The organism is Geodermatophilus sp. SYSU D01186 (assembly GCF_054050215.1).
Genome location: NZ_JBJGYW010000002.1, coordinates 137,928 through 158,568, shown reverse-complemented (window position 1 = coordinate 158,568; position 20,641 = coordinate 137,928). Strand labels below are relative to the sequence as shown.

Below are 20,641 nucleotides of genomic sequence, written 5' to 3'. Positions count from 1 at the left end.
GCCTGGCTCCGGTGACCCCCGTCACGCCGTCCGCTCGCCGCCGGAGGCGTCGTCCGACAGCTCCGGACCGATCGGGGCCACGAGCACCGGACGCTCGGCCGGGGTCACCGTGACCGTGGCGCCGGGGACGAGGTCGGCGCTCTCGGCGCTGGCCACGTCGACCGCCACCTCGAGGTCCCCGGGCAGGGCGACGGCCAGGCGCGTGGTGGCGCCGGAGAACGTGCGCGTCACGACCCGGCCGTCCCCGGACGGGTCGGCGCGGACGGCGAGGGACTCCGGCCGCACCAGCGCGACCAGCGGGGCCGCGGGCAGTGCCCCGGACACCGGCCGCCGGACGCCGAGCAGCCGCACTGCCCCGTCGACCGGCTCGGCGGGCACCCGGTTCATCGTGCCGACGAACTCGGCGACGAACGCCGTCGCGGGACGCTCGTAGAGGTCGTCGGGCGAGGCCACCTGCTCGAGCCGGCCCTGGCGCAGGACCCCGACGCGGTCGGCCACCGACAGCGCCTCGGCCTGGTCGTGGGTCACGAAGACGGTGGTGATCCCCAGCTCGAGCTGGATGCGGCGGATCTCCTCGCGCAGCTGCACCCGCACCTGCGCGTCCAGGGCCGACAGCGGCTCGTCGAGCAGCAGCACCTGCGGGGCGACGGCCAGCGCCCGGGCCAGGGCCACCCGCTGCTGCTGACCGCCGGACAACTGGTGCGGGTAGTGCCTCCCCCGGTCGGCCAGCCCGACGAGCTCGAGCAGCTCGGCGGCCCGCCGCCGCTGCTCGGCCCGGCCCCGCCGGCGCACCCGCAGGCCGAAGCCGACGTTGTCGGCCACGGTCAGGTTGGGGAACAGGCTGTAGGCCTGGAACACCATCCCCGTGTCCCGCTTGCTGGCCGGGACGCCGGTGACGTCGCGGCCGTCGAGCAGCACCCGCCCGGCGTCGGGCCGCTCGAACCCGGCGATGGCCCGCAGCGCCGTCGTCTTGCCGCACCCGGACGGGCCCAACAGGGCGAGGAACTCCCCGCCGCGGACGTCGAGGTCGAGCCCGTCGAGGGCCAGGACCGAGCCGTACCGGCGGGTGATGCCGTCGAGCCGGACGGCGACGCCGGGGCGCTCGCGCAGGTCGGCCGGGGCCGCGGCGGCACGGGCCGGGACCGGGGTGGTCGTCATGCGGACTCCTTCCCCGTCCGCCGGCGGTCCAGCGCGGAGATCAGCAGCAACAGCACCCAGGTCAGCACCAGGGAGAGCACCGAGACCGCCACCGACAGCTGCGGCTGGGACCCGGAGATCTCCAGGATCCACGTCGGGAAGGTCCGGAAGCCCAGGATCTGGGCGATGGTGAACTCCCCCAGCACCAGGGCGAGGGTCAGGAACGAGGCGTTGAGCACCGACGTGCGCAGCACCGGCAGCACGACCGACACCAGCACCCGCGGCCACGAGGCGCCGAGGTTGCGGGCGGCCTCGGTGAGCGTGCGCAGGTCGGTACCGCGCAGGCCGGCGTCCAGCGCGCGGTAGACGAACGGCAGCGCCAGGACGACGTAGACGAGGACGAGGATCCACGGCAGCGACGGGCGCTGGAGGGCGAAGAACGCCTCGGCCAGCGGGGTGCCGAAGAAGTGGTCGGGCGCCCAGGCCAGCACGCTGCGCACCCCGACGACCAGCGCGATCGGCGGCAGCACCAGCGGCAGCAGGGTGAGCAGCTCCACCGTCGTCCGCAGGCGGGGCAGGCGCAGCTCGACGAGGACGACGGTCGGCACCATGAGCAGCAGCGACAGCAGCACGGTGAGCACCGCGATGGTCAGCGAGCGGCCGAAGGTCTCGGCGAACCCCTCGGCGCCCGGGATGCTCGTGTAGTTCTCCGCCGTCAGCCCACCGGTGCCGCGGTCGCGGACGGTGAACCACAGCGAGGCGCCGATCGGCACCAGGAAGTACAGGCCGGAGAGAGCGAGGACTCCCCAGCGCCAGGCACCGCCCCCACGACGGCCGTGGCGGACGGGCGTCTCCGGCGCGACACCGCCCGCGCCGGTCACCGTCGACAGCGAGGTCACGACAGCCACCGCTGCGTGCGGCGCTGCACCCAGGCGTAGAACGCCATGACCAGGCCGATGAGCACGACCATGCCCAGCGCCAGCGCCTTGCCGAGGTTCTCCGAGCCGACGACGACGTTGCTGGAGAGGGCGTCGGCGATCTGCAGGGTGACCAGCGGGATGCTGCTGCCCACCAGCGCACGGGCGGTGGCGTAGGCGGCGAAGGCCGAGGCGAACAGCAGCATGGTCGCGCCGATGACCGGTGGCGCGAGCACCGGTCCGCCGACGTACCGCCAGTACTGCCAGCCGCTGGCCCCCAGGTTGTCCGCGGCCTCCCGCCACTGCGGGCGCAGCGCCTCCAGCGCGGGGGTGATGGTCAGGACCATGAGCGGCACCAGGAAGTACAGGTAGACCAGCGCCAGCCCCGCCATCGAGTAGAGCGAGAAGCCCGGCAGGCCCAGGGTGTCGGTGAGCAGCGCCGTCACCACCCCCGCGTTGCCGATCGTGGCGATGAAGGCGAAGGCCAGCGGGATGCCGCCGAAGTTGGCCAGCACGCCCGAGGCGGTGAGCACCAGCCGGCGCAGCACGCGGCCGCGGCGGGTCCGCAGCACCGCGATCGCCAGGACGAGCCCGAGGACCGCGCCCAGCACGGCGGTGATCGCCGACAGCTGCAGGCTGCCGACGTAGGCGCGCCGGTAGGCGCCCCCGGTGATCGTGGCGAGGTTGGCCGCCGACCAGTCCTCCTCGAAGGTCACCGGGTCGGTGACCCGGAACGCCTCCACCCCCAGGACGACCACCGGCAGCACGAGGAAGACCGCGACGTACAGGAAGAACGGGACGGCGCCGAGCCAGACCAGCACCCCGCCGCGGCCGCGGCCGCCCCGGCGCGGCCGGTCCGGGGCGGCGGCCCGCGCGCCGCCGTCCCGGACCGGGGTGTCCGCTGCGGTGCTCAGCCGGAGATCTCCGCGTTCCACCGCTCGGCGACCACCTGCTGCGCGGCGGTCTCCTGCTCCTGCGTCGGGAACTCCGCGGTGCCCTCGACCGGCGGCAGCGCCGACAGGGCGTCGGCGTCGACCGTGCCGGCCTCCTGCATCACGGGCAGGCGCACCGGGCGGGCGCCGCCGTTCAGCCAGATGTTCTGCCCCTCGTCGCTGTAGAGGAACTCCTGCCACAGCCGCGCGGCGGCCGGGTGCGGGGCGAACCGGCTGATGGCCTGGCTGTAGTAGCCGCCGAACAGCCCGTCGGTCGGGACGGCGACCTGCCACTGGGCGCCCTGCGCGGTGAGGTCGTCGGTCAGGGCGGCGTTGTTGTAGTCCCAGTCGATGGAGATCGGGGTCTCGCCGCTGAGGATCGTGGCCGGGGTGATCTCGACCGGGTTCCAGTTGCCGGCGTCCTTCACCTGGCCGAAGAAGTCGATGCCCGGGCCGATGTCGTCGAGGTCGCCGCCGTTGGCCAGGGCGGCGGCCCACACCCCGGCGAAGGCGGCCGCGGCCTGCGTCGGGTTGCCGTTGAGCGCCACCTGGCCGGCGTACCGCGGGTCCAGCAGCTCGGCGAAGGTCGCCGGGCACTGCGCGACCACGGTGGCGTTGCAGCCGATCGAGATGTAGCCGCCGTAGTCGTTGTACCAGTGGCTCTCGGGGTCCTTCTGGTCCTCGGGGATGTCGTCCCAGGTCTGCACCCGGTACGGGGCGAGCAGGTCCTGGGCCTGGGCCTGGCGGGCGAAGGCCGTGCCCAGGTCGAGCACGTCGGGCGCGCGGTCCTGGCCGCGCTGGCTGGTGACCGCGTTGAGCTCGTCCTGGCTGGAGCCGTCGGGCAGGGCGCTGACGACCTCGATGTCGTACTTCTCGCTGAAGGTGTCGATCATCTCGCCGTAGTTGGCCCACTCCGGCGGGAGTGCGATGACGTTGAGCGTGCCCTCGGCCTGCGCGGCCTCGACCAGGGCGTCGAGGTCCCCGAAGTCCTGCAGCGAGGTGGCGCTCGCCGCGTCGCTGTCCGAGCCGCCGCCGGAGCCCTCGTCGCCACCCCCGCACGCGGCCAGGACCAGGGCGGCGGTGGCCAGGGTGGCCGCCGTCCGCACGGTGGATCGTCTGCTCGGGGCGCTGCGGTGCACTGCTGTCCTCCAGGGGTGGATCCGTGGCCTGCCGGGATGGTGGCAGACAGCGGCCGCCCGGGCCGGTCGCGGACGCCGACGGCGGGTGTCGATCCGGGGAACGGCCGGGGTCGGCCTGCTCAGCGGCCGGTGAACGTCGCCTTGCCGGGGCCGTCCTCGAGGAAGGAGCGCATGCCGGCCTTCTGGTCCTCGGTGTCGAAGAGCCCGGCGAACAGCTCGCTCTCGAGGGCCAGCCCCTCGGCGAGCGTGCGGTCCAGCCCCTCGTCGATGGCGCGCTTGGCGGCGGCCAGCGCCAGCGGCGGCCCCGCGGCGAACTTGCGGGCCATCGCCACGGCGGTGGGGTACACCTCGTCGTCGGGGACGACGGCGTCGGCGAGCCCGATCTCCAGCGCCTCCTCCGCCCCCACGTGCCGGCCGGTGAAGACGAGGTCCTTGGCCTTCGCGGGGCCGACCAGGCGCGCCAGCCGCTGGGTGCCGCCCGCACCGGGGATGACGCCGAGCAGGATCTCCGGCTGGCCGACCTTCGCCCCCGCGCCCATGACCCGGAAGTCGGCGCACAGGGCGAGCTCGTAGCCGCCGCCGAGGGCGTAGCCGGTGATCGCGGCGATGACCGGCTTGGGGATCTGCTGCACCGTGGTGAACGAGTCGGTGAGCTCCCGGCCCCACGCGACCATGCCCCGGCCGTCCAGCTGGGACATGGCCTTGATGTCGGCGCCGGCGGCGAAGACCCTCTCCCCGCCGTAGACCACCACCGCGCGGACGTCCTCGCGCGCGCCGGCCTCGATGGCGGCGGCGCGCACCTCCCGGTGCAGCTGCTCGTCGATCGCGTTCATCTTCGGACGGTCGAGGCGGATCGTGCCCACCCCGTCCGCCACCTGCAGGGTCACGAACTCCGGCGCTGCCATGGCGGACCTCCAAGGGGGTGGACGACGTCGTCGCCGCACCCTAGAGGACCCCCTGCCCGCCCTCTCTCAGGCGGCGCGGCGGGCGGTCCAGCGGCCGTCGGACCGCTCCACCGTCAGCGCCACCCCGAAGGTGTCCGACAGCGTCTGCCGGGTCAGCACCTGCTCGACCGGCCCGCCGGCCACGACCTCGCCGCCGCGCAGCAGCAGGGCGTGGGTGTAGCCGGGCGGGATCTCCTCGACGTGGTGGGTGACCAGCACCTGCGCCGGGGCGAACAGGTACGTGGCGAGGTCGGCCAGCCGGCTGACGAGGTCCTCCCGGCCGCCGAGGTCCAGCCCCGCGCCGGGCTCGTCGAGCAGCAGCAGCTCGGGGTCGGGCATGAGCGCGCGGGCGATCTGCACCCGCTTGCGCTCGCCCTCGCTCAGGGTGCCGAACGGGCGGTGCGCCAGCGGGGAGACGCCCCACTGCTGCATGAGCAGCGCCGCGCGGGTCAGGTCGTGGACGTCGTAGCGCTCCCGCCATCGGCCGACCACGGCGTACCCGGCGGACAGGACGATGTCGCCGGTCCGTTCCGTCGGCGAGATGCGCTGGGCCAGCGCGGCACTGGTCAGCCCGATCCGGGGCCGCAGCTCGAAGACGTCGACCGCGCCGAGGGTCTCCCCCAGCAGCTGCACGGTGCCCCGCGTCGGGTGCATGTGGGCGGCGGCCAGCTGCAACAGCGTCGTCTTCCCCGCGCCGTTGGGGCCCAGCACCACCCAGCGCTGGTCCGCCTCGACCGTCCAGTCGATCCCGCGCAGCAGGTACGCCTGCCCCCGGACGACGTCCACCCCGTGCATCTCGACGACCGGCTCGCTCGACACGCCCCCATCCAACCAACCCGCCCGGATCGACCGCCCTCCACCCGCTGACGGCGTCGAGTTGGCACCATCACACCGTGCTCAGCAGCGCGGACGACGCGGAGGTCTGGCCCGGCTCCTTCACACCGCTGGGGGCGCACTGGGACGGCACCGGCACCAACTTCGCCCTCTGGTCGGCCGGCGCGAACGCGGTGGACCTCTGCCTGTTCGACGACGACGGCACCGAGCACCGCCACCGGCTGCAGGAGACCACCCACCAGGTGTGGCACGGCCGGCTGCCCGGGATCGCCCCCGGCCGGCGCTACGGCTACCGCGTCCACGGCGGCTACGACCCCGGCTCGGGATCGCGGTACAACCCGGCCAAGCTGCTGCTGGACCCCTACGCCCGCGCGGTGGACGGGGACCTGACGCTCCACCCGGCCCTGTTCGGCTACGTGGAGTCCGCGCCCGACACGCCGCTCCCCGACCCGCACGACTCCGCGCCCTACGTGCCCCGCGGGGTCGTCGTCCACGACTCGTTCCCGTGGGACGGCGACCGGCCACCGGCCACGCCGTGGTCGGACACCGTCATCTACGAGGTGCACGTCAAGGGCGCGACCATGCGCCACCCCGACGTCCCGCCGGCGCTGCGCGGCACCTACGCGGGCCTGGCACACCCGGCGTTCGTCGCGCACCTGAAGGCCCTCGGGGTGACCGCCGTCGAACTGCTCCCGGTGCACCACTTCGTCAGCGAACCGCACCTGCTCCGCCGCGGGCTGACCAACTACTGGGGCTACAACACCCTCGGCTACTTCGCCCCGCACGCCGCCTACAGCTCGGCCGGGTCCGGCGGGCGGCAGGTGACCGAGTTCAAGGCGATGGTCAAGGCGCTGCACGCCGCCGGCATCGAGGTGATCCTCGACGTCGTCTACAACCACACCGCCGAGGGCGACCACACCGGCCCGACCCTGTCGTTCAAGGGCATCGACAACGGCGGCTACTACCGGCTCGGCGGGGAGGACCCCTCCCGCTACACCGACTACACCGGCTGCGGGAACACCCTCGACGTCCGCCGTCCGCCGGTGCTGGCGCTGCTCATGGACTCGCTGCGCTACTGGGTCACCGAGATGCACGTCGACGGCTTCCGGTTCGACCTCGCCGCGGCGCTGGCCCGCTCCATGCACGACGTGGACCGGCTGTCGGCGTTCTTCGACGTCGTCCACCAGGACCCGGTGGTCAGCCGGGTGAAGCTGATCGCCGAGCCCTGGGACGTCGGCGAGGGCGGCTACCAGGTCGGCAACTTCCCGCCGCTGTGGACCGAGTGGAACGGCAAGTACCGCGACACCGTGCGGGACGTGTGGTCGGGGGCGCACGTGGGGGTGCGGGACCTCGCCTACCGGCTCACCGGCTCCTCCGACCTCTACCGCTCCGACGGCCGGCGGCCGTTCGCCAGCATCAACTTCGTCACCGCCCACGACGGCTTCACCCTCGCCGACCTGGTCACCTACCAGCGCAAGCGCAACGAGGCCAACGGCGAGGACAACCGGGACGGCGAGAGCCACAACCGGAACTGGAACTGCGGCGTCGAGGGCCCCACCGACGACCCGCAGGTGCGCGAGCTCCGCGCCCGGCAGGTGCGCAACCACCTGGCCACGCTGCTGCTGTCGACCGGCGTCCCGATGCTCACCGCCGGCGACGAGCTCGGCCGCACCCAGCAGGGCAACAACAACGCCTACTGCCAGGACAACGAGATCTCCTGGATCGACTGGGACGCCGTCGACGAGGACCTGCTCGCCTTCGTCGCGCGCATCGTCGCCCTGCGCCGGTCCTCTCCCGTGCTGCGGCAGGAGGCGTTCTTCGAGGGCCACGAGATCCCCGGCACCGGCGGCACCCGCGACCTCGCCTGGTTCGCCCCCGGGGGCGAGCAGCTGACCACCGCGGACTGGTTCGACACCGGGCTGCAGACCATCGGCATGTACCTGGACGGGCGCGGCATCCGGCACCGGGACGAGCGCGGCCGGCCCGTGCAGGACGACTCGTACCTGCTGCAGGTCCACGCCGGGCCGGAGCCGGTCACCGTCAGGCTGCCGGGGCCGCCGTGGTCGGACGGCTACGAGTTCGTCGTCTCCACGGAGTTCCCGACCGGCGTGCCACCGCGGCCGGCGATCGTCGCGCCGGGCCCGCTGGAGCTGCCCGCGCGCAGCCTCGCGCTGCTGCGGGTCCTCCGCCGCCCCTGACGGGTCGCTGTTGCGGCGTTCTCCGCCCTCCTGCGGTGCTGCGACACCGCGGGAGCGGGCGCAACACCGCGGGAGCGCGGGCTCAAGGGTCGGCTGAGCCGTTGCGGGCGGTTCTCGTGCAGTGCCGTTCCTGTGGGCCCGGCGACGCCCGAGGAACGCCGGCAGTGCGCAGTGGCCGAGAACGGCGAGAGCCCCGATCCACCGTGGGATCGGGGCTCTCGCAGCGGCTCCGCGGCGGCCGGGGACGCCCCTGGCCGCGGGTGGACCGGTCGCGGGGGCCCGGAGGGCCTCCCGACCGGGACACGGGCAGCGGCTCCGCGGCGGCCGGGGACGGCCCCTGGCCGCGGTGTCGGCCGGAGGCCGACGAGGTTGTTCAGTCCTGGACCTGCTCGAAGGTGATGACCGTCCAGCCCAGCAGCAACCGGTCGCCGTCGGAGAGCGGGTGCGCGACGCCGGGCTCGAGCTGGGTCCACTCGGTGGCCTCCGGCCCGGCGACGTGGGTGCCGTTGAGCGAGCCGAGGTCGACCAGCGAGACCTCCCGGCCGTTGCGCTGGATCGCGGCGTGGGCCGAGGAGAGCACGTTCTGGGTGTCGGCGATCGGCACCGGCCGGGCCGAGCCCGCGGTGACCAGCTCGTGGTTGTCGGGCCGCCGGCCGAGGACGAGGTCCTCGTCGACGGTCACGACCAGGCCGTCGTCGAAGCGCAGGATGGGCGCCGCCGGCGGCTCGGGCTTCCAGAAGGCGGTCGCCTCCCCGCCGTCGGACTCCGGGGTCGCGGTGGCCGTGGCCCCGTAGCCCGAGGAGCCGGCGCTGCCGAAGCCGGCGTCGGAGCCGGCGCTGCCGAAGCCGGCGTCGGAGCCGGCAGTGAACGACGACGGCGCCGGGGACGACGGCACCGCGGCGGACGAGGGGTGCGCGGCGGCGGCGAGCTGCAGCATCGCCCCGGACCCGGGGACGGTGCCCTCGACCAGGTCGTAGGCGACGCCCGGGGGCATCGACGGGACCGGCTGGCCGGGGCCCACGTAGAGGGTCTGCCCCAGCTGGAAGCCGGAGGCGAGGGTGCAGTTGTCCACCGACGTGCCGGACACCGGGACGCCGTCGACGGCGGGCTGGCCCTTGCCGCACCACAGCGCGACGCCGGTGCCCGTGCCGCCCGCGGCGGTGTCGACCAGGACCAGCGCGAAGGACACCGAGCTGCCGCCGAGCGCGGCGACCTGACCGGCGACCGCACCGAGCACCCGCTCGGCGCCGGGGCCGGAGACGCCCAGGCAGGCGTGCAGGGCGGCGACGAGGGCCGGCGAGCCCGGCGCGTCGACCCACAGCAGACCGCCTCCGCGTCGCGCGACGACGGAGTCTCCGGGCAGGACTTCACAGCGGTCGGGCATGGCGCAAGCCTAATGACCGCAGGCACCAGGAGGCGGACCGGCGACGCGCCACGCCGACACGCCGTGACGCTCCCGGGACGAGTGCGACCGCCGTGGCTGGTGTGCCACGCGTCAAGCGCTGGCGACCACGCCCAGCTCCGCCGGATCGGCCAGGTGCGGCGAGTCCGGCAGCACCCGGACCGTGTACCCGAAGGCCCCGGTGCGCTCCAGCGGCACGGTCGCGCTGAACCAGTGCCGGGACCCGTCGGTGTGCTCGTGCGTCATGGGCAGCGTCGTCACCTCGTGCAGCCCGTCGGCGTCGTCCACCCGGCCGTAGGCGGCCTGCACCTGCACGTCGGAGGGGGTCAGGCCGGGCAGCTCCACCTCCGCGCGCAGCGCCAGCGTCGACCCGATCTCGGGGGTGTCCCCGGCGCCGGTGGCCTCGACGTGGGCGACCCGCACGGAGTTCCAGTGGTCGAGCAGGTGTGCCCGCCAGCCGGCCTCGGTGCGGGCGGCCCCGTAGCCGGACTCGGCCATCGCCCGGGCCGACCCGGCCGCCGGCACGTACAGCTGCTGCACGTAGTCGCGGACCATGCGGGTGGCCTGCACCTTGGGGCCGGTCTCGCGCAGCGTGTGGCGCACCATCTCCACCCACCGGGTCGGGATGCCGTCGCGGTCGGTCTCGTAGAACCGCGGCAGCACCTGGGTGCCGAGCAGGTCGTAGATCGCCCGCGCCTCGATCTCGTCACGCCGGTCGGCGTCGCTGACGCCGTCGGCCGTGGGGATGGCCCAGCCGTTCTGGCCGTCGAACCACTCGTCCCACCACCCGTCGCGGATGGAGAGGTTCAGCCCGCCGTTGAGCGCGGCCTTCATGCCCGAGGTGCCGCAGGCCTCCAGCGGCCGCAGCGGGTTGTTCAGCCAGACGTCGCAGCCCCAGTAGAGGTAGCGGGCCATGCCGATGTCGTAGCCGGGCAGGAACGCGATGCGGTGCCGGATCTCGGGGTCGTCGGCGAACTTCACCATCTGCTGGATCAGCTGCTTGCCGCCGTCGTCCGCGGGGTGGCTCTTGCCCGCGATCACCAGCTGGACCGGCCGCTCCGGGTCCAGCAGGAGGGCCTTGAGCCGCTCCGGGTCGCGCAGCATGAGGGTCAGCCGCTTGTACGAGGGCACGCGGCGGGCGAAGCCGATCGTGAGGACGTCGGGGTCGAAGGCGGAGGCGGTCCAGCCGACCTCCGACTCCGCGGCCCCCCGCGACAGCGCGGTCTCGCGCAGCCGGCGGCGCACCTCCTCGACCAGCCGGCCGCGCAGCAGGCGGCGGGTGCTCCACAGGTCGCCGGCCGAGATGTGGTCGACGCCGTCGAAGTGGACCGTGCCCTCGACCTCGACCGGGTCGCCCTGGCTGCTGGCCTGGCTGCCCAGGTCGACCAGCTCGCGGGCGGTCCAGGTGGGCGCGTGCACGCCGTTGGTGATCGAGCTGATCGGCACGTCGCCCTCGTCGAAGCCGGGCCACAGGTTGCGGAACATCGACCGGCTGACGTGCCCGTGCAGCCGGCTGACGCCGTTGGCGCGCTGGCCCAGCCGCAGCCCCATGTGGGCCATGTTGAACTTGCTCGGGTCCTGCTCGGCCCCCAGCGGGATGAGCTGGTCCAGCGGGACGCCGAAGCCGGCGAAGTAGCGCTCGATGAGCGCCCGCGGGAAGCGGTCGATGCCGGCCGGCACGGGCGTGTGGGTGGTGAACACCGTGCCGGCGCGCACCGCCTGCAGGGCCTCGGCGAACGACAGCCCGTGGGACTCGGTGAGCTCGCGGATCCGCTCCACGCCCTGGAAGCCGGCGTGGCCCTCGTTGGCGTGGAAGACCTCCGGCTGCGGGGTGCCGGTGAGCGAGCAGTAGGCGCGCAGGGCGCGGACGCCGCCGATGCCCAGCAGCATCTCCTGGCGCAGCCGGTGGTCCTCGTCGCCGCCGTAGAGGCGGTCGGTGACGCCCCGCTCGGTGGGCGCGTTCTCCTCGATGTCGCTGTCGAGCAGCAGCAGCGAGACCCGGCCGACCTGGGCCCGCCAGACGTGGGCGTGCAGCGTGCGCCCCTCCGGCAGCGGGACGGTGATGACCACCGCCGAGCCGTCGGACCGGCGCAGCAGCTTGACCGGCAGCCCGTGCGGGTCCAGCGAGGGGTAGTGCTCGAGCTGCCAGCCGTCGGCGGACAGCCCCTGCTCGAAGTAGCCGGCGCGGTACAGCAGCCCCACCCCGATGAGCGGGACGCCGAGGTCGGAGGCGGCCTTGAGGTGGTCGCCGGCGAGGATGCCCAGGCCGCCGGAGTACTGCGGCAGCACCTCGGTGATGCCGAACTCGGCGGAGAAGTACGCGATGGACGCCGGCGCCTCCGGGCCCAGGGACTGGTACCAGTGCGGGCCCGACAGGTAGTCCTGCAGGTCGTCGACGACGTCCTGGAGGCGGCGGACGAAGCGGCGGTCCCGGGCCAGCGCCGCCAGCCGCTCCGCCGACACCTCGCCGAGCACCTTCACGGGGTCGCCGGTGCAGGTGCCCCACAGGTTCGGGTCGAGGGCCTCGAACAGGTCCCGGGTCTCGGGGTGCCACGACCAGCGGAGGTTCGTCACCAGCTGGGACAGCGGCATCAGCTCCTCGGGGAGCGATGCCCGGACGGTGAACCGGCGGAGAGCGCGCACCGGCCGAGACTAACCAGCACCCGGGCCACGCCACAGTGCGTCGCGGGCGGTTCACACGGCCGCAGCACGGTGCTCATCGAGCCTCTCCCCGGGGGTCCATCCGCCGACGTGCCCGCACGCCGGGACCTCGATAGCGTGGCCCGGATGACTCGCCGCGCTGACCTCCGCCTCGGCATCACCGATGTCGCCCCCGTCGTGTCCTGCGGGTCCTTCTCGGCCCGCGCCGTGGTCGGCGAGCACCTGCCGATCACCGCCACCGTCTTCCGCGAGGGCCACGACGCCGTCGCGGCGAACGTCGTCTGGACCCCGCCCGGAGAGGACGGCGCCGGTCAGCCGCTGCGCCGCATGGCCCGCTTCGGGTCCGAGCCGGACCGGTGGATCACCACGGTCGTCCCCGACCGGGAGGGCCGGTGGACCTTCCAGGTCGAGGCGTGGAGCGACCCGCTGGCCACCTGGCACCACGCCGTCGAGGTGAAGATCGGGGCCGGTCAGGGGCCCGAGGAGCTCGCCAACGACCTCGAGGAGGGTGCCCGGCTGCTCGACCGCGTCGCCGCCGAGGCCTCCGACGAGTGGCGCGGACGGGTCACCGACGCCGCCGCCGCGCTGCGCGACACCACGCGTGACCTCACCGCGCGCGTGGCCCCCGCCCTGGCCTCCGGGCTGCAGGAGTACCTGCACGAGCACCCCGTCCGCGAGCTGGTGACCGGCGGCCCGCGGTACGAGGTGTGGGTCGACCGGCCGCGGGCCCTCTACGGCTCCTGGTACGAGTTCTTCCCGCGCTCGACCGGACCGGTCGTCGGCGGGAAGCCCACCCACGGCACCTTCACCACCGCGGGTGACCGGCTGCCCGCGGTCGCCGAGATGGGCTTCGACGTCGTCTACCTGCCGCCGATCCACCCGATCGGCAAGGTCAACCGGAAGGGCCCGAACACCCCGCAGTTCCCGGGCGGCAACCCGCACGAGGTGGGGCCGGACGACGTCGGCTCACCCTGGGCCATCGGCAGCGACGAGGGCGGGCACGACGCCGTCCACCCGGAGCTGGGCACGATGCCGGACTTCGAGGAGTTCGTCCGGCGGGCCGGTGAGCTCGGCATGGAGGTGGCGCTGGACCTGGCGCTGCAGGCCGCGCCCGACCACCCCTGGGTGAAGAGCCACCCGGAGTGGTTCACCACCAAGCCCGACGGCACGATCGCCTACGCGGAGAACCCGCCGAAGAAGTACCAGGACATCTACCCGGTCAACTTCGACAACGACCCCGAGGGCATCTACGCCGAGGTGCTGCGGGTCGTGCGCGTCTGGATGGACGCCGGGGTGCGCATCTTCCGGGTCGACAACCCGCACACCAAGCCGCTGGACTTCTGGCACTGGCTGATCTGGGAGGTCAAGAAGACCGATCCCGACGTGCTGTTCCTCGCCGAGGCCTTCACCCGGCCGGCGATGATGCACCAGCTCGCCCGGATCGGGTTCACGCAGTCCTACACGTACTTCACGTGGCGCACCGAGCGCGGCGAGATCGAGGAGTACGGCCGCGAGCTGGCCAGCAACAGCCACTACATGCGGCCGAACTTCTTCGTGAACACCCCGGACATCCTCCACGAGTCCCTGCAGTACGGCGGGCCGGCGATGTTCAAGATCCGCGCCGTCCTCGCCGCGATGATGAGCCCCACCTGGGGCGTCTACTCCGGCTTCGAGCTGTTCGAGCACGTCGCCGTCCGGCCGGGCAGCGAGGAGTACCACGACAGCGAGAAGTACCGCCTGCGTCCCCGCGACTTCGCCGGGGCCGAGGCGTCCGGGCGCAGCCTCGCGCCCTACCTGCGCCGGCTCAACGAGATCCGCCGCGCCCACCCGGCGCTGCAGCAGCTGCGCACGCTGCGGTTCCACTCCGTGGACAACCCGAACCTGATCTGCTTCTCCAAGACCGACCCCGGCTCGCAGGACGCCGTCATCACGGTGGTGAACCTGGCCAGCCACCACACCCAGATCGGGACGACGGCCCTGGACCTGCCGTCGCTCGGGCTCGACTGGTACGAGCGGTTCACCGTGACCGACGAGCTCACCGGCGCCAGCTACGACTGGGGCCAGTTCAACTACCTCGAGCTCGACCCCTTCCGGGAGCCGGCGCACGTCCTCTCCGTCACCTACCCGCGGACGGTCCAGGTGCCGCCGCCGGTGGCGTGACGGCCACGAACTCCCCCACCCGCCTCCCCTGCAGAACCGAGGGCGACTTCCTGCGATGACCGTTCCCGTCCCTGGCCTCCCCGACGACCGGCCCGACTCCCCGCGGTCGGCGCTGCCGGCCCCCGGCGCCGACCCCGAGTGGTACAAGCGCGCCGTCTTCTACGAGGTGCTGGTCCGTGGCTTCGCCGACAGCAACGCCGACGGTGTCGGCGACCTGCGCGGCATGCTCGACAAGCTCGACTACCTGCAGTGGCTGGGCGTCGACTGCCTCTGGCTCCCGCCGTTCTTCGCCTCGCCGCTGCGCGACGGCGGCTACGACGTCAGCGACTACACCGCGGTGCTGCCCGAGTTCGGCGACATCGAGGACTTCAAGGTGTTCCTCGACGCCGCCCACGCCCGCGGCATGCGCGTGATCATCGACTTCGTCATGAACCACACCTCGGACCAGCACCCCTGGTTCCAGGCCAGCCGCAGCGACCCCGAGGGGCCCTACGGCGACTTCTACGTGTGGTCCGATGACGACACCCGTTACGCCGACGCACGGATCATCTTCGTCGACACCGAGAGCTCGAACTGGACCTTCGACCCGGTGCGCAAGCAGTACTTCTGGCACCGGTTCTTCTCCCACCAGCCCGACCTCAACTTCGAGAACCCGCGGGTGCAGGAGGCGATCCTCGACGCCCTGCGCTTCTGGCTGGACCTGGGCATCGACGGGTTCCGGCTCGACGCCGTCCCCTACCTGTTCGAGGAGGAGGGCACCAACGGCGAGAACCTGCCGAAGACCCACGAGTTCCTCAAGCACGTCCGCAAGGTCGTCGACGCCGACTACCCCGACCGGGTGCTGCTGTGCGAGGCCAACCAGTGGCCGGCCGACGTCGTCGAGTACTTCGGCGAGGACGGCGACGAGTGCCAGATGGCCTTCCACTTCCCCGTGATGCCGCGTCTGTTCATGGCCGTGCGGCGGGAGCAGCGCTTCCCGATCTCGGAGATCATGGCGCAGACGCCGGACATCCCCGACAACTGCCAGTGGGGCATCTTCCTGCGCAACCACGACGAGCTGACCCTGGAGATGGTCACCGACGAGGAGCGCGACTACATGTGGGCGGAGTACGCCAAGGACCCCCGCATGAAGGCCAACATCGGCATCCGCCGCCGGCTGGCGCCGCTGCTGGACAACGACATGGACACCCTCGAGCTGTTCAACGCGCTGCTGCTGTCGCTGCCGGGCTCGCCGGTCCTGTACTACGGCGACGAGATCGCGATGGGCGACAACATCTGGCTCGGTGACCGCGACGGCGTGCGCACGCCGATGCAGTGGACGCCGGACCGCAACGGCGGCTTCTCCACCGCCGACCCCCAGCGGATGTACCTGCCCCTGAACCAGGACCCGGTCTACGGCTACCAGGTCACCAACGTCGAGTCGCAGCTGCGCAACACCAACTCGATGCTGCACTGGATCCGGCAGATGATCCGGGTCCGCAAGGAGCACCCGACCTTCGGGCTGGGCAGCTACGAGGAGGTCGGGTCGCGCAACCCGACGGTGCTCTCGTTCGTCCGCCGGTTCGGCGACGACGTCGTGCTGTGCGTGAACAACCTGTCCCGCTTCCCGCAGCCGGTGGAGCTCGACCTCCGCCAGTTCGAGGGCTACACCCCGATCGAGCTCACCGGCCGGGTGGAGTTCCCGCAGATCGGCGTCCTGCCCTACATGCTCACCCTGGCCGGCCACGGCTTCTACTGGTTCGAGCTCAGCAAGCCGGCGGAGCCCGCGCCCGAGGAGACCGAGGACTGGGAGAGCACCGCCTCCAGCGCGGTCGCGGAGTCCCTGCTGGCCGCCGGCGTGGTCTCCGCCGCGACGGAGATCCCCGGCGACAGCGACACCCGGTCCGGAGACGACGTCCCGCCCAGCCCCGGAGGCGACCGATGAGCGCACTGACCGACCTGCTCCGCGAGTGGATGCCCCACCAGCGCTGGTTCGGGAGCAAGGGCCGGGAGTGGGCGGACATCACCGAGGAGGGGTTCCTGCTCGACCAGGCCGACCCGGTGCTCTCGGTGCACCGGGTCCGGGTCTCCTACACCGACGGCGCGACCGAGACCTACCTCGTGCCGCTGTCCTGGCGGGACCACCCGGCCGAGGACCTCAGCGCGGCGTTCATCGGCGCGGTGCCCTCCGGTGACCGGGAGAGCTACGCCTACGACGCCATGCGCGACCGGGACGCCACCACCCCGTGGCTGAGCCACCTGGTCAACGCCTCGACGATCGGGCCGATGCACTTCCACCCCGCCGGGGTGGCCTACATCCCCGAGGGCGTGCCCGGCGACATCCTCTCCACCGAGCAGAGCAACACCTCGCTGGTCTACGGCCAGGAGGCGATCTTCAAGCTGTTCCGGAGGCTCGAGCCCGGGCTCAACCCGGACGTCGAGGTGCACGACGCGCTGCGCAAGACGCAGAACCCGCACATCGCGCCGCTGCTCGGGCACATCGAGATCGACTCCTCCGACGCGTCGGCGGAGCCGGCGACGGTGGCGATGCTGCAGACGTTCGTGCCCAACGCCAGCGACGGGTGGCGGCTGGCCACCGCCAGCGTCCGCGACCTGTACGCCGAGGGTGACCTGCACGCCGACGAGGTGGGCGGGGACTTCGCCGCCGACAGCGAGCGGCTCGGTGCGGCGACCGCGTCGGTGCACGCCGACATGGCCAAGGTGCTGCCCACCGAGTCCGCCGACCAGGAGTGGTTCGCGACGCTGGCCGAGCAGATGACCTCCCGTCTGGAGTCGGCGATCGCCGTCGTCCCGCAGCTGGCCGAGCACGCCGACGGCCTGCGCGCGGTGTACGCCGCCGTGGCCGACACCCAGGAGACCGTCGTCCGCCAGCGGGTGCACGGCGACCTGCACCTCGGGCAGGTGCTTCGCACCGCCACCGGCTGGATCGTGCTCGACTTCGAGGGGGAGCCGGCCCGCCCGCTGGCCGCCCGCCGCGAGCTCGACAGCCCCATGCGCGACGTCGCCGGCATGCTGCGCAGCTTCGACTACGCCGCACGTCACATGCTCGTCGAGCAGCCAGAGGACCCGCAGCGGGCATACCGGGCGCAGGAGTGGGCAGAGCGCAACCGCAGCGCCTTCTGCGCGGGCTACTCGGCCGCCAGCGGCCTGGACCCGTGCGGCGACTCACCGCTGCTGCGGGCCTTCGAGGCGGACAAGGCCGTCTACGAGTGCGTCTACGAGGCGCGCAACCGCCCGCACTGGCTGATGATCCCGCTGCAGTCGCTGTCCCGGCTCACCGCCGCGGACTGACGCGCGGGCAGCTCCGACCACCGACCACCCGCACCGAAGAGGACGGCGACGCGATGACGACCCCCGAGGGGACGACCGACGGCACCACCGGTGCTCCCGAGCCCACCATCGACTCCGGCAGCCGCCCACCGGCCACCAAGGAGGAGTTGCAGGCCGCCGTCGAGGAGAAGGCGGCCCGGGCCGAGGCCGCCGAGAGCGAGCCGGTGGTGAACCCGACCGCGCCGCGCAAGCGCGCCGCGGCGAAGAAGGCACCAGCGGCGAAGAAGGCCCCCGCCGCCAAGAAGGCCCCCGCGGCGAGGAAGACCGCCGCCGCCGTGGCGGGCGGCGAGGGCGACGCGGCACCGGTCGAGAAGGCCACCAAGCGGGCCGCGGCCAAGAAGACCACCCCCCGCACGGCCGCGGCGAAGAAGGCCGCGGCCGCGCGGGCCGCCGGCGACACCGACGTCCCGCAGGAGGACGTCGTCCTCGCGCAGGGCGGCACCGCCACACCCGTGGTCGCCCCCGCGCCGATCGCCGAGCCGGGCAGCCCGAGCGGGGCGCCGGCTCCCCAGCCGGAGCCGCCGAGCCCCGAGCCGGCCGAGCCGAGCACCCCGCAGGCGCCGGAGGACACCGCCCCGGCCGGCACCGCCTCGGCGGACACGGTCGTCGCCGGCACGGTCCCCGACGGGCGGCCGGCCGCCGAGGAGGTCACCGGGGAGCAGCTGCGCGCGATCGTCGAGGGCTGGTCCTACGCGCCGCACAGCGTCCTCGGCCCGCACCCGGCCGCGCAGGGCTGGGTGGTCCGCACGCTGCGGCCCGACGCGGTCTCGGTCACCGTCGTCGACCAGGACGGCTCCCGGTACGACGCCCGCCAGCTGCACGGCGGCGGCATCTACGAGGCGCGGCTCCCCCAGCAGCCCGGCGACTACCGGATCGACGTGAGCTACGGCGACGGTCAGGGCGGGACCAGCACCTACACCGTCGACGACCCCTACCGCTGGCTGCCGACCGTCGGCGAGCTCGACCAGCACCTCATCCGCGAGGGCCGGCACGAGCGGCTGTGGGACGTGCTCGGCGCCCACGTCCGGCGCTACGACACCCCGGGCGGCCCGGTCGAGGGTGTGTCCTTCGCCGTCTGGGCGCCCAACGCGCAGGGCGTGAAGGTGACCGGCGACTTCGACTACTGGCAGGCCCGCGCCTACCCGATGCGGTCGCTGGGCTCCTCCGGCGTCTGGGAGATCTTCGTCCCCGGCGTCCAGGTGGGCACGCGGTACCGCTACCACGTGCTGGGCCGCGACGGCGTGTGGCGGGAGAAGTCCGACCCGCTCGCCTTCGCCACCGAGGTGCCGCCGCTGAACGCCTCGGTCGTCACCGAGTCCACCCACGAGTGGGCCGACGACGAGTGGCTGGCCGACCGGGCCCAGGCCGGCTGGCACCAGCGGCCGATGAGCGTCTACGAGGTGCACGTCGGCTCGTGGCGGCAGGGGCTGTCCTACCGCCAGCTCGCCGACGAGCTGGTCGACTACGTCGTGGCGGCCGGCTTCACCCACATCGAGTTCATGCCGGTCGCCGAGCACCCGTTCGGCGGCTCGTGGGGCTACCAGGTCACCTCCTACTACGCCCCCACCGCCCGCTACGGCACCCCCGACGACTTCCGCTACCTGGTGGACAAGGCGCACCAGGCCGGCATCGGCGTGATCGTCGACTGGGTCCCCGCGCACTTCCCCAAGGACGACTGGGCGCTGGCCCGCTTCGACGGCACCCCGCTGTACGAGCACGGCGACCCCCGCCGCGGCGAGCAGCTGGACTGGGGCACCTACGTCTTCGACTTCGGCCGCTCCGAGGTGCGCAACTTCCTCGTCGCCAACGCCCTCTACTGGTGCAAGGAGTTCCACGTCGACGGCGTCCGCGTCGACGCGGTGGCCTCGATGCTGTACCTGGACTACTCCCGCGACGAGTGGGTGCCCAACAAGTACGGCGGGCGGGAGAACCTCGAGGCGGTGGCGTTCCTGCAGGAGATGAACGCGACCGTCTACCGTGAGGTACCCGGGGTGGTCACCATCGCCGAGGAGTCGACGGCCTGGCCGGGGGTCACCCGGCCCACCCACCTCGGCGGCCTGGGCTTCGGCTTCAAGTGGAACATGGGCTGGATGCACGACTCGCTGGCCTACGTGCAGCGTGAGCCGGTGTACCGCAGCTACCACCACGGGCAGCTGACGTTCTCGATGATGTACGCCTACTCCGAGAACTACGTGCTGCCGATCAGCCACGACGAGGTCGTCTACGGCAAGGGCTCCCTGCTGCGGAAGATGCCCGGCGACCGGTGGCAGCAGCTGGCCAACCTGCGCGCCTACCTGGCCTACATGTGGGCGCACCCCGGCAAGCAGTTGCTGTTCATGGGCTCGGAGTTCGCCCAGGACGCCGAGTGGGCCGAGAGCCGCTCGCTGGACTGGTGGCACCTCGACGACCCCGCCCACCGCGGCGTGCTGTCGCTGGTCACCGACCTCAACGCCCGCTACAAGGAGCTGCCGGCGCTGTGGTCGCAGGACGTCGACCCGGCCGGGTTCCAGTGGATCGACGCCAACGACGCGTCGGGCAACGTGCTGTCGTTCCTCCGCTTCGGGCTGCCGGGCGCGGGCGGCGGGACAGCCGGGGACGGGACGGCCGACGAGGGTGGGGCGACCGGCGCCGGCCAGACGCTGGCGTGCGTCGTCAACTTCGCCGGCACCCCGCACCACGGGTACCGGATCGGGCTGCCCCGCCCCGGGTTCTGGCGCGAGGTGGTCAACACCGACGCCGAGGGCTACGGCGGCTCCGGCGTCGGCAACCTGGGCGGCATCGAGGCCGTCGAGGAGCCGTGGCACGGCCAGCCCTACTCGGCCACGCTGTCGGCCCCGCCACTGGGCACCGTCTGGTTCCTGCACGAGGGCTGAGCAGCACCCCTGCGCGGCCGGGCCGACCGGTCCGGCCGCGCGGGGCACCGGCCGTCCGCCGCGAGACGGCGCGGCCGCTCCCCCAGCGGGGCCGGCTCCGCGATGAGACGATGC

At 73.3% G+C, this 20,641-nt stretch carries 13 protein-coding genes; 5 read left to right on the top strand and 8 right to left on the bottom strand.

Features of this window, described 5'->3' with window-relative positions:
• Window positions 1–21: 21 nt before the first annotated feature.
• From ACI784_RS02180 to ACI784_RS02155, 6 genes are all read right to left on the bottom strand, one after another.
• Window positions 22–1,158, bottom strand: a complete 1,137-nt coding sequence (locus tag ACI784_RS02180; RefSeq protein ID WP_457012399.1) for an ABC transporter ATP-binding protein — start codon at window positions 1,156–1,158, stop codon at window positions 22–24.
• Complete coding sequence (locus ACI784_RS02175) at window positions 1,155–2,036, bottom strand: ABC transporter permease subunit (protein ID WP_456922207.1); 882 nt, start codon at window positions 2,034–2,036, stop codon at window positions 1,155–1,157. Before ACI784_RS02175 ends, ACI784_RS02180 begins: the two co-directional genes overlap by 4 nt.
• The gene (locus ACI784_RS02170) at window positions 2,033–2,989 is read right to left on the bottom strand and encodes an ABC transporter permease (RefSeq protein WP_456922208.1); all 957 of its coding nucleotides are present in this window, start codon (window positions 2,987–2,989) and stop codon (window positions 2,033–2,035) included. Before ACI784_RS02170 ends, ACI784_RS02175 begins: the two co-directional genes overlap by 4 nt.
• On the bottom strand, window positions 2,965–4,092 hold the full coding sequence (locus ACI784_RS02165) for an extracellular solute-binding protein (RefSeq protein ID WP_457012398.1): 1,128 nt from the start codon (window positions 4,090–4,092) through the stop codon (window positions 2,965–2,967). Before ACI784_RS02165 ends, ACI784_RS02170 begins: the two co-directional genes overlap by 25 nt.
• A 152-nt stretch (window positions 4,093–4,244) precedes the next feature.
• The gene (locus ACI784_RS02160; RefSeq protein ID WP_457012397.1) at window positions 4,245–5,030 is read right to left on the bottom strand and encodes an enoyl-CoA hydratase/isomerase family protein; all 786 of its coding nucleotides are present in this window, start codon (window positions 5,028–5,030) and stop codon (window positions 4,245–4,247) included.
• A 66-nt stretch (window positions 5,031–5,096) separates the two neighbouring features.
• Entirely contained in the window at window positions 5,097–5,888 is a 792-nt protein-coding gene (locus ACI784_RS02155; protein ID WP_456922211.1) for an ABC transporter ATP-binding protein, read from the bottom strand.
• A gap of 74 nt (window positions 5,889–5,962) precedes the next feature.
• On the opposite strand from ACI784_RS02155, the gene glgX reads away from it, so the two are divergent.
• Entirely contained in the window at window positions 5,963–8,101 is a 2,139-nt protein-coding gene (gene glgX / locus ACI784_RS02150; protein ID WP_456922212.1) for a glycogen debranching protein GlgX, read from the top strand.
• A 373-nt stretch (window positions 8,102–8,474) separates the two neighbouring features.
• Here glgX and ACI784_RS02145 read toward each other — a convergent pair whose 3' ends face one another.
• Both ACI784_RS02145 and glgP read right to left on the bottom strand, forming a co-directional pair.
• The gene (locus ACI784_RS02145; RefSeq protein ID WP_457012396.1) at window positions 8,475–9,485 is read right to left on the bottom strand and encodes an FHA domain-containing protein; all 1,011 of its coding nucleotides are present in this window, start codon (window positions 9,483–9,485) and stop codon (window positions 8,475–8,477) included.
• A gap of 111 nt (window positions 9,486–9,596) precedes the next feature.
• Window positions 9,597–12,146: an alpha-glucan family phosphorylase gene (glgP, locus tag ACI784_RS02140; protein ID WP_456922214.1), complete on the bottom strand. Its 2,550-nt coding sequence runs from the start codon at window positions 12,144–12,146 to the stop codon at window positions 9,597–9,599.
• Window positions 12,147–12,290: 144 nt separating this feature from the next.
• On the opposite strand from glgP, the gene ACI784_RS02135 reads away from it, so the two are divergent.
• Genes ACI784_RS02135 through glgB form a run of 4 tightly spaced genes read left to right on the top strand, consistent with a single transcriptional unit; the run spans window position 12,291 to window position 20,527 of the window.
• Window positions 12,291–14,324, top strand: a complete 2,034-nt coding sequence (locus ACI784_RS02135) for an alpha-1,4-glucan--maltose-1-phosphate maltosyltransferase (RefSeq protein ID WP_457012395.1) — start codon at window positions 12,291–12,293, stop codon at window positions 14,322–14,324.
• A 55-nt stretch (window positions 14,325–14,379) separates the two neighbouring features.
• The gene (gene treS / locus ACI784_RS02130) at window positions 14,380–16,248 is read left to right on the top strand and encodes a maltose alpha-D-glucosyltransferase (protein ID WP_456922216.1); all 1,869 of its coding nucleotides are present in this window, start codon (window positions 14,380–14,382) and stop codon (window positions 16,246–16,248) included.
• A complete protein-coding gene (locus ACI784_RS02125) occupies window positions 16,245–17,615 on the top strand; it encodes a maltokinase N-terminal cap-like domain-containing protein (protein WP_456922217.1) in 1,371 nt (456 codons plus the stop codon). The genes treS and ACI784_RS02125 overlap by 4 nt, the downstream gene beginning before the upstream one ends.
• A gap of 53 nt (window positions 17,616–17,668) precedes the next feature.
• Window positions 17,669–20,527, top strand: a complete 2,859-nt coding sequence (gene glgB / locus ACI784_RS02120; RefSeq protein WP_457012394.1) for a 1,4-alpha-glucan branching protein GlgB — start codon at window positions 17,669–17,671, stop codon at window positions 20,525–20,527.
• The last annotated feature ends 114 nt before the right edge of the window (window positions 20,528–20,641 follow it).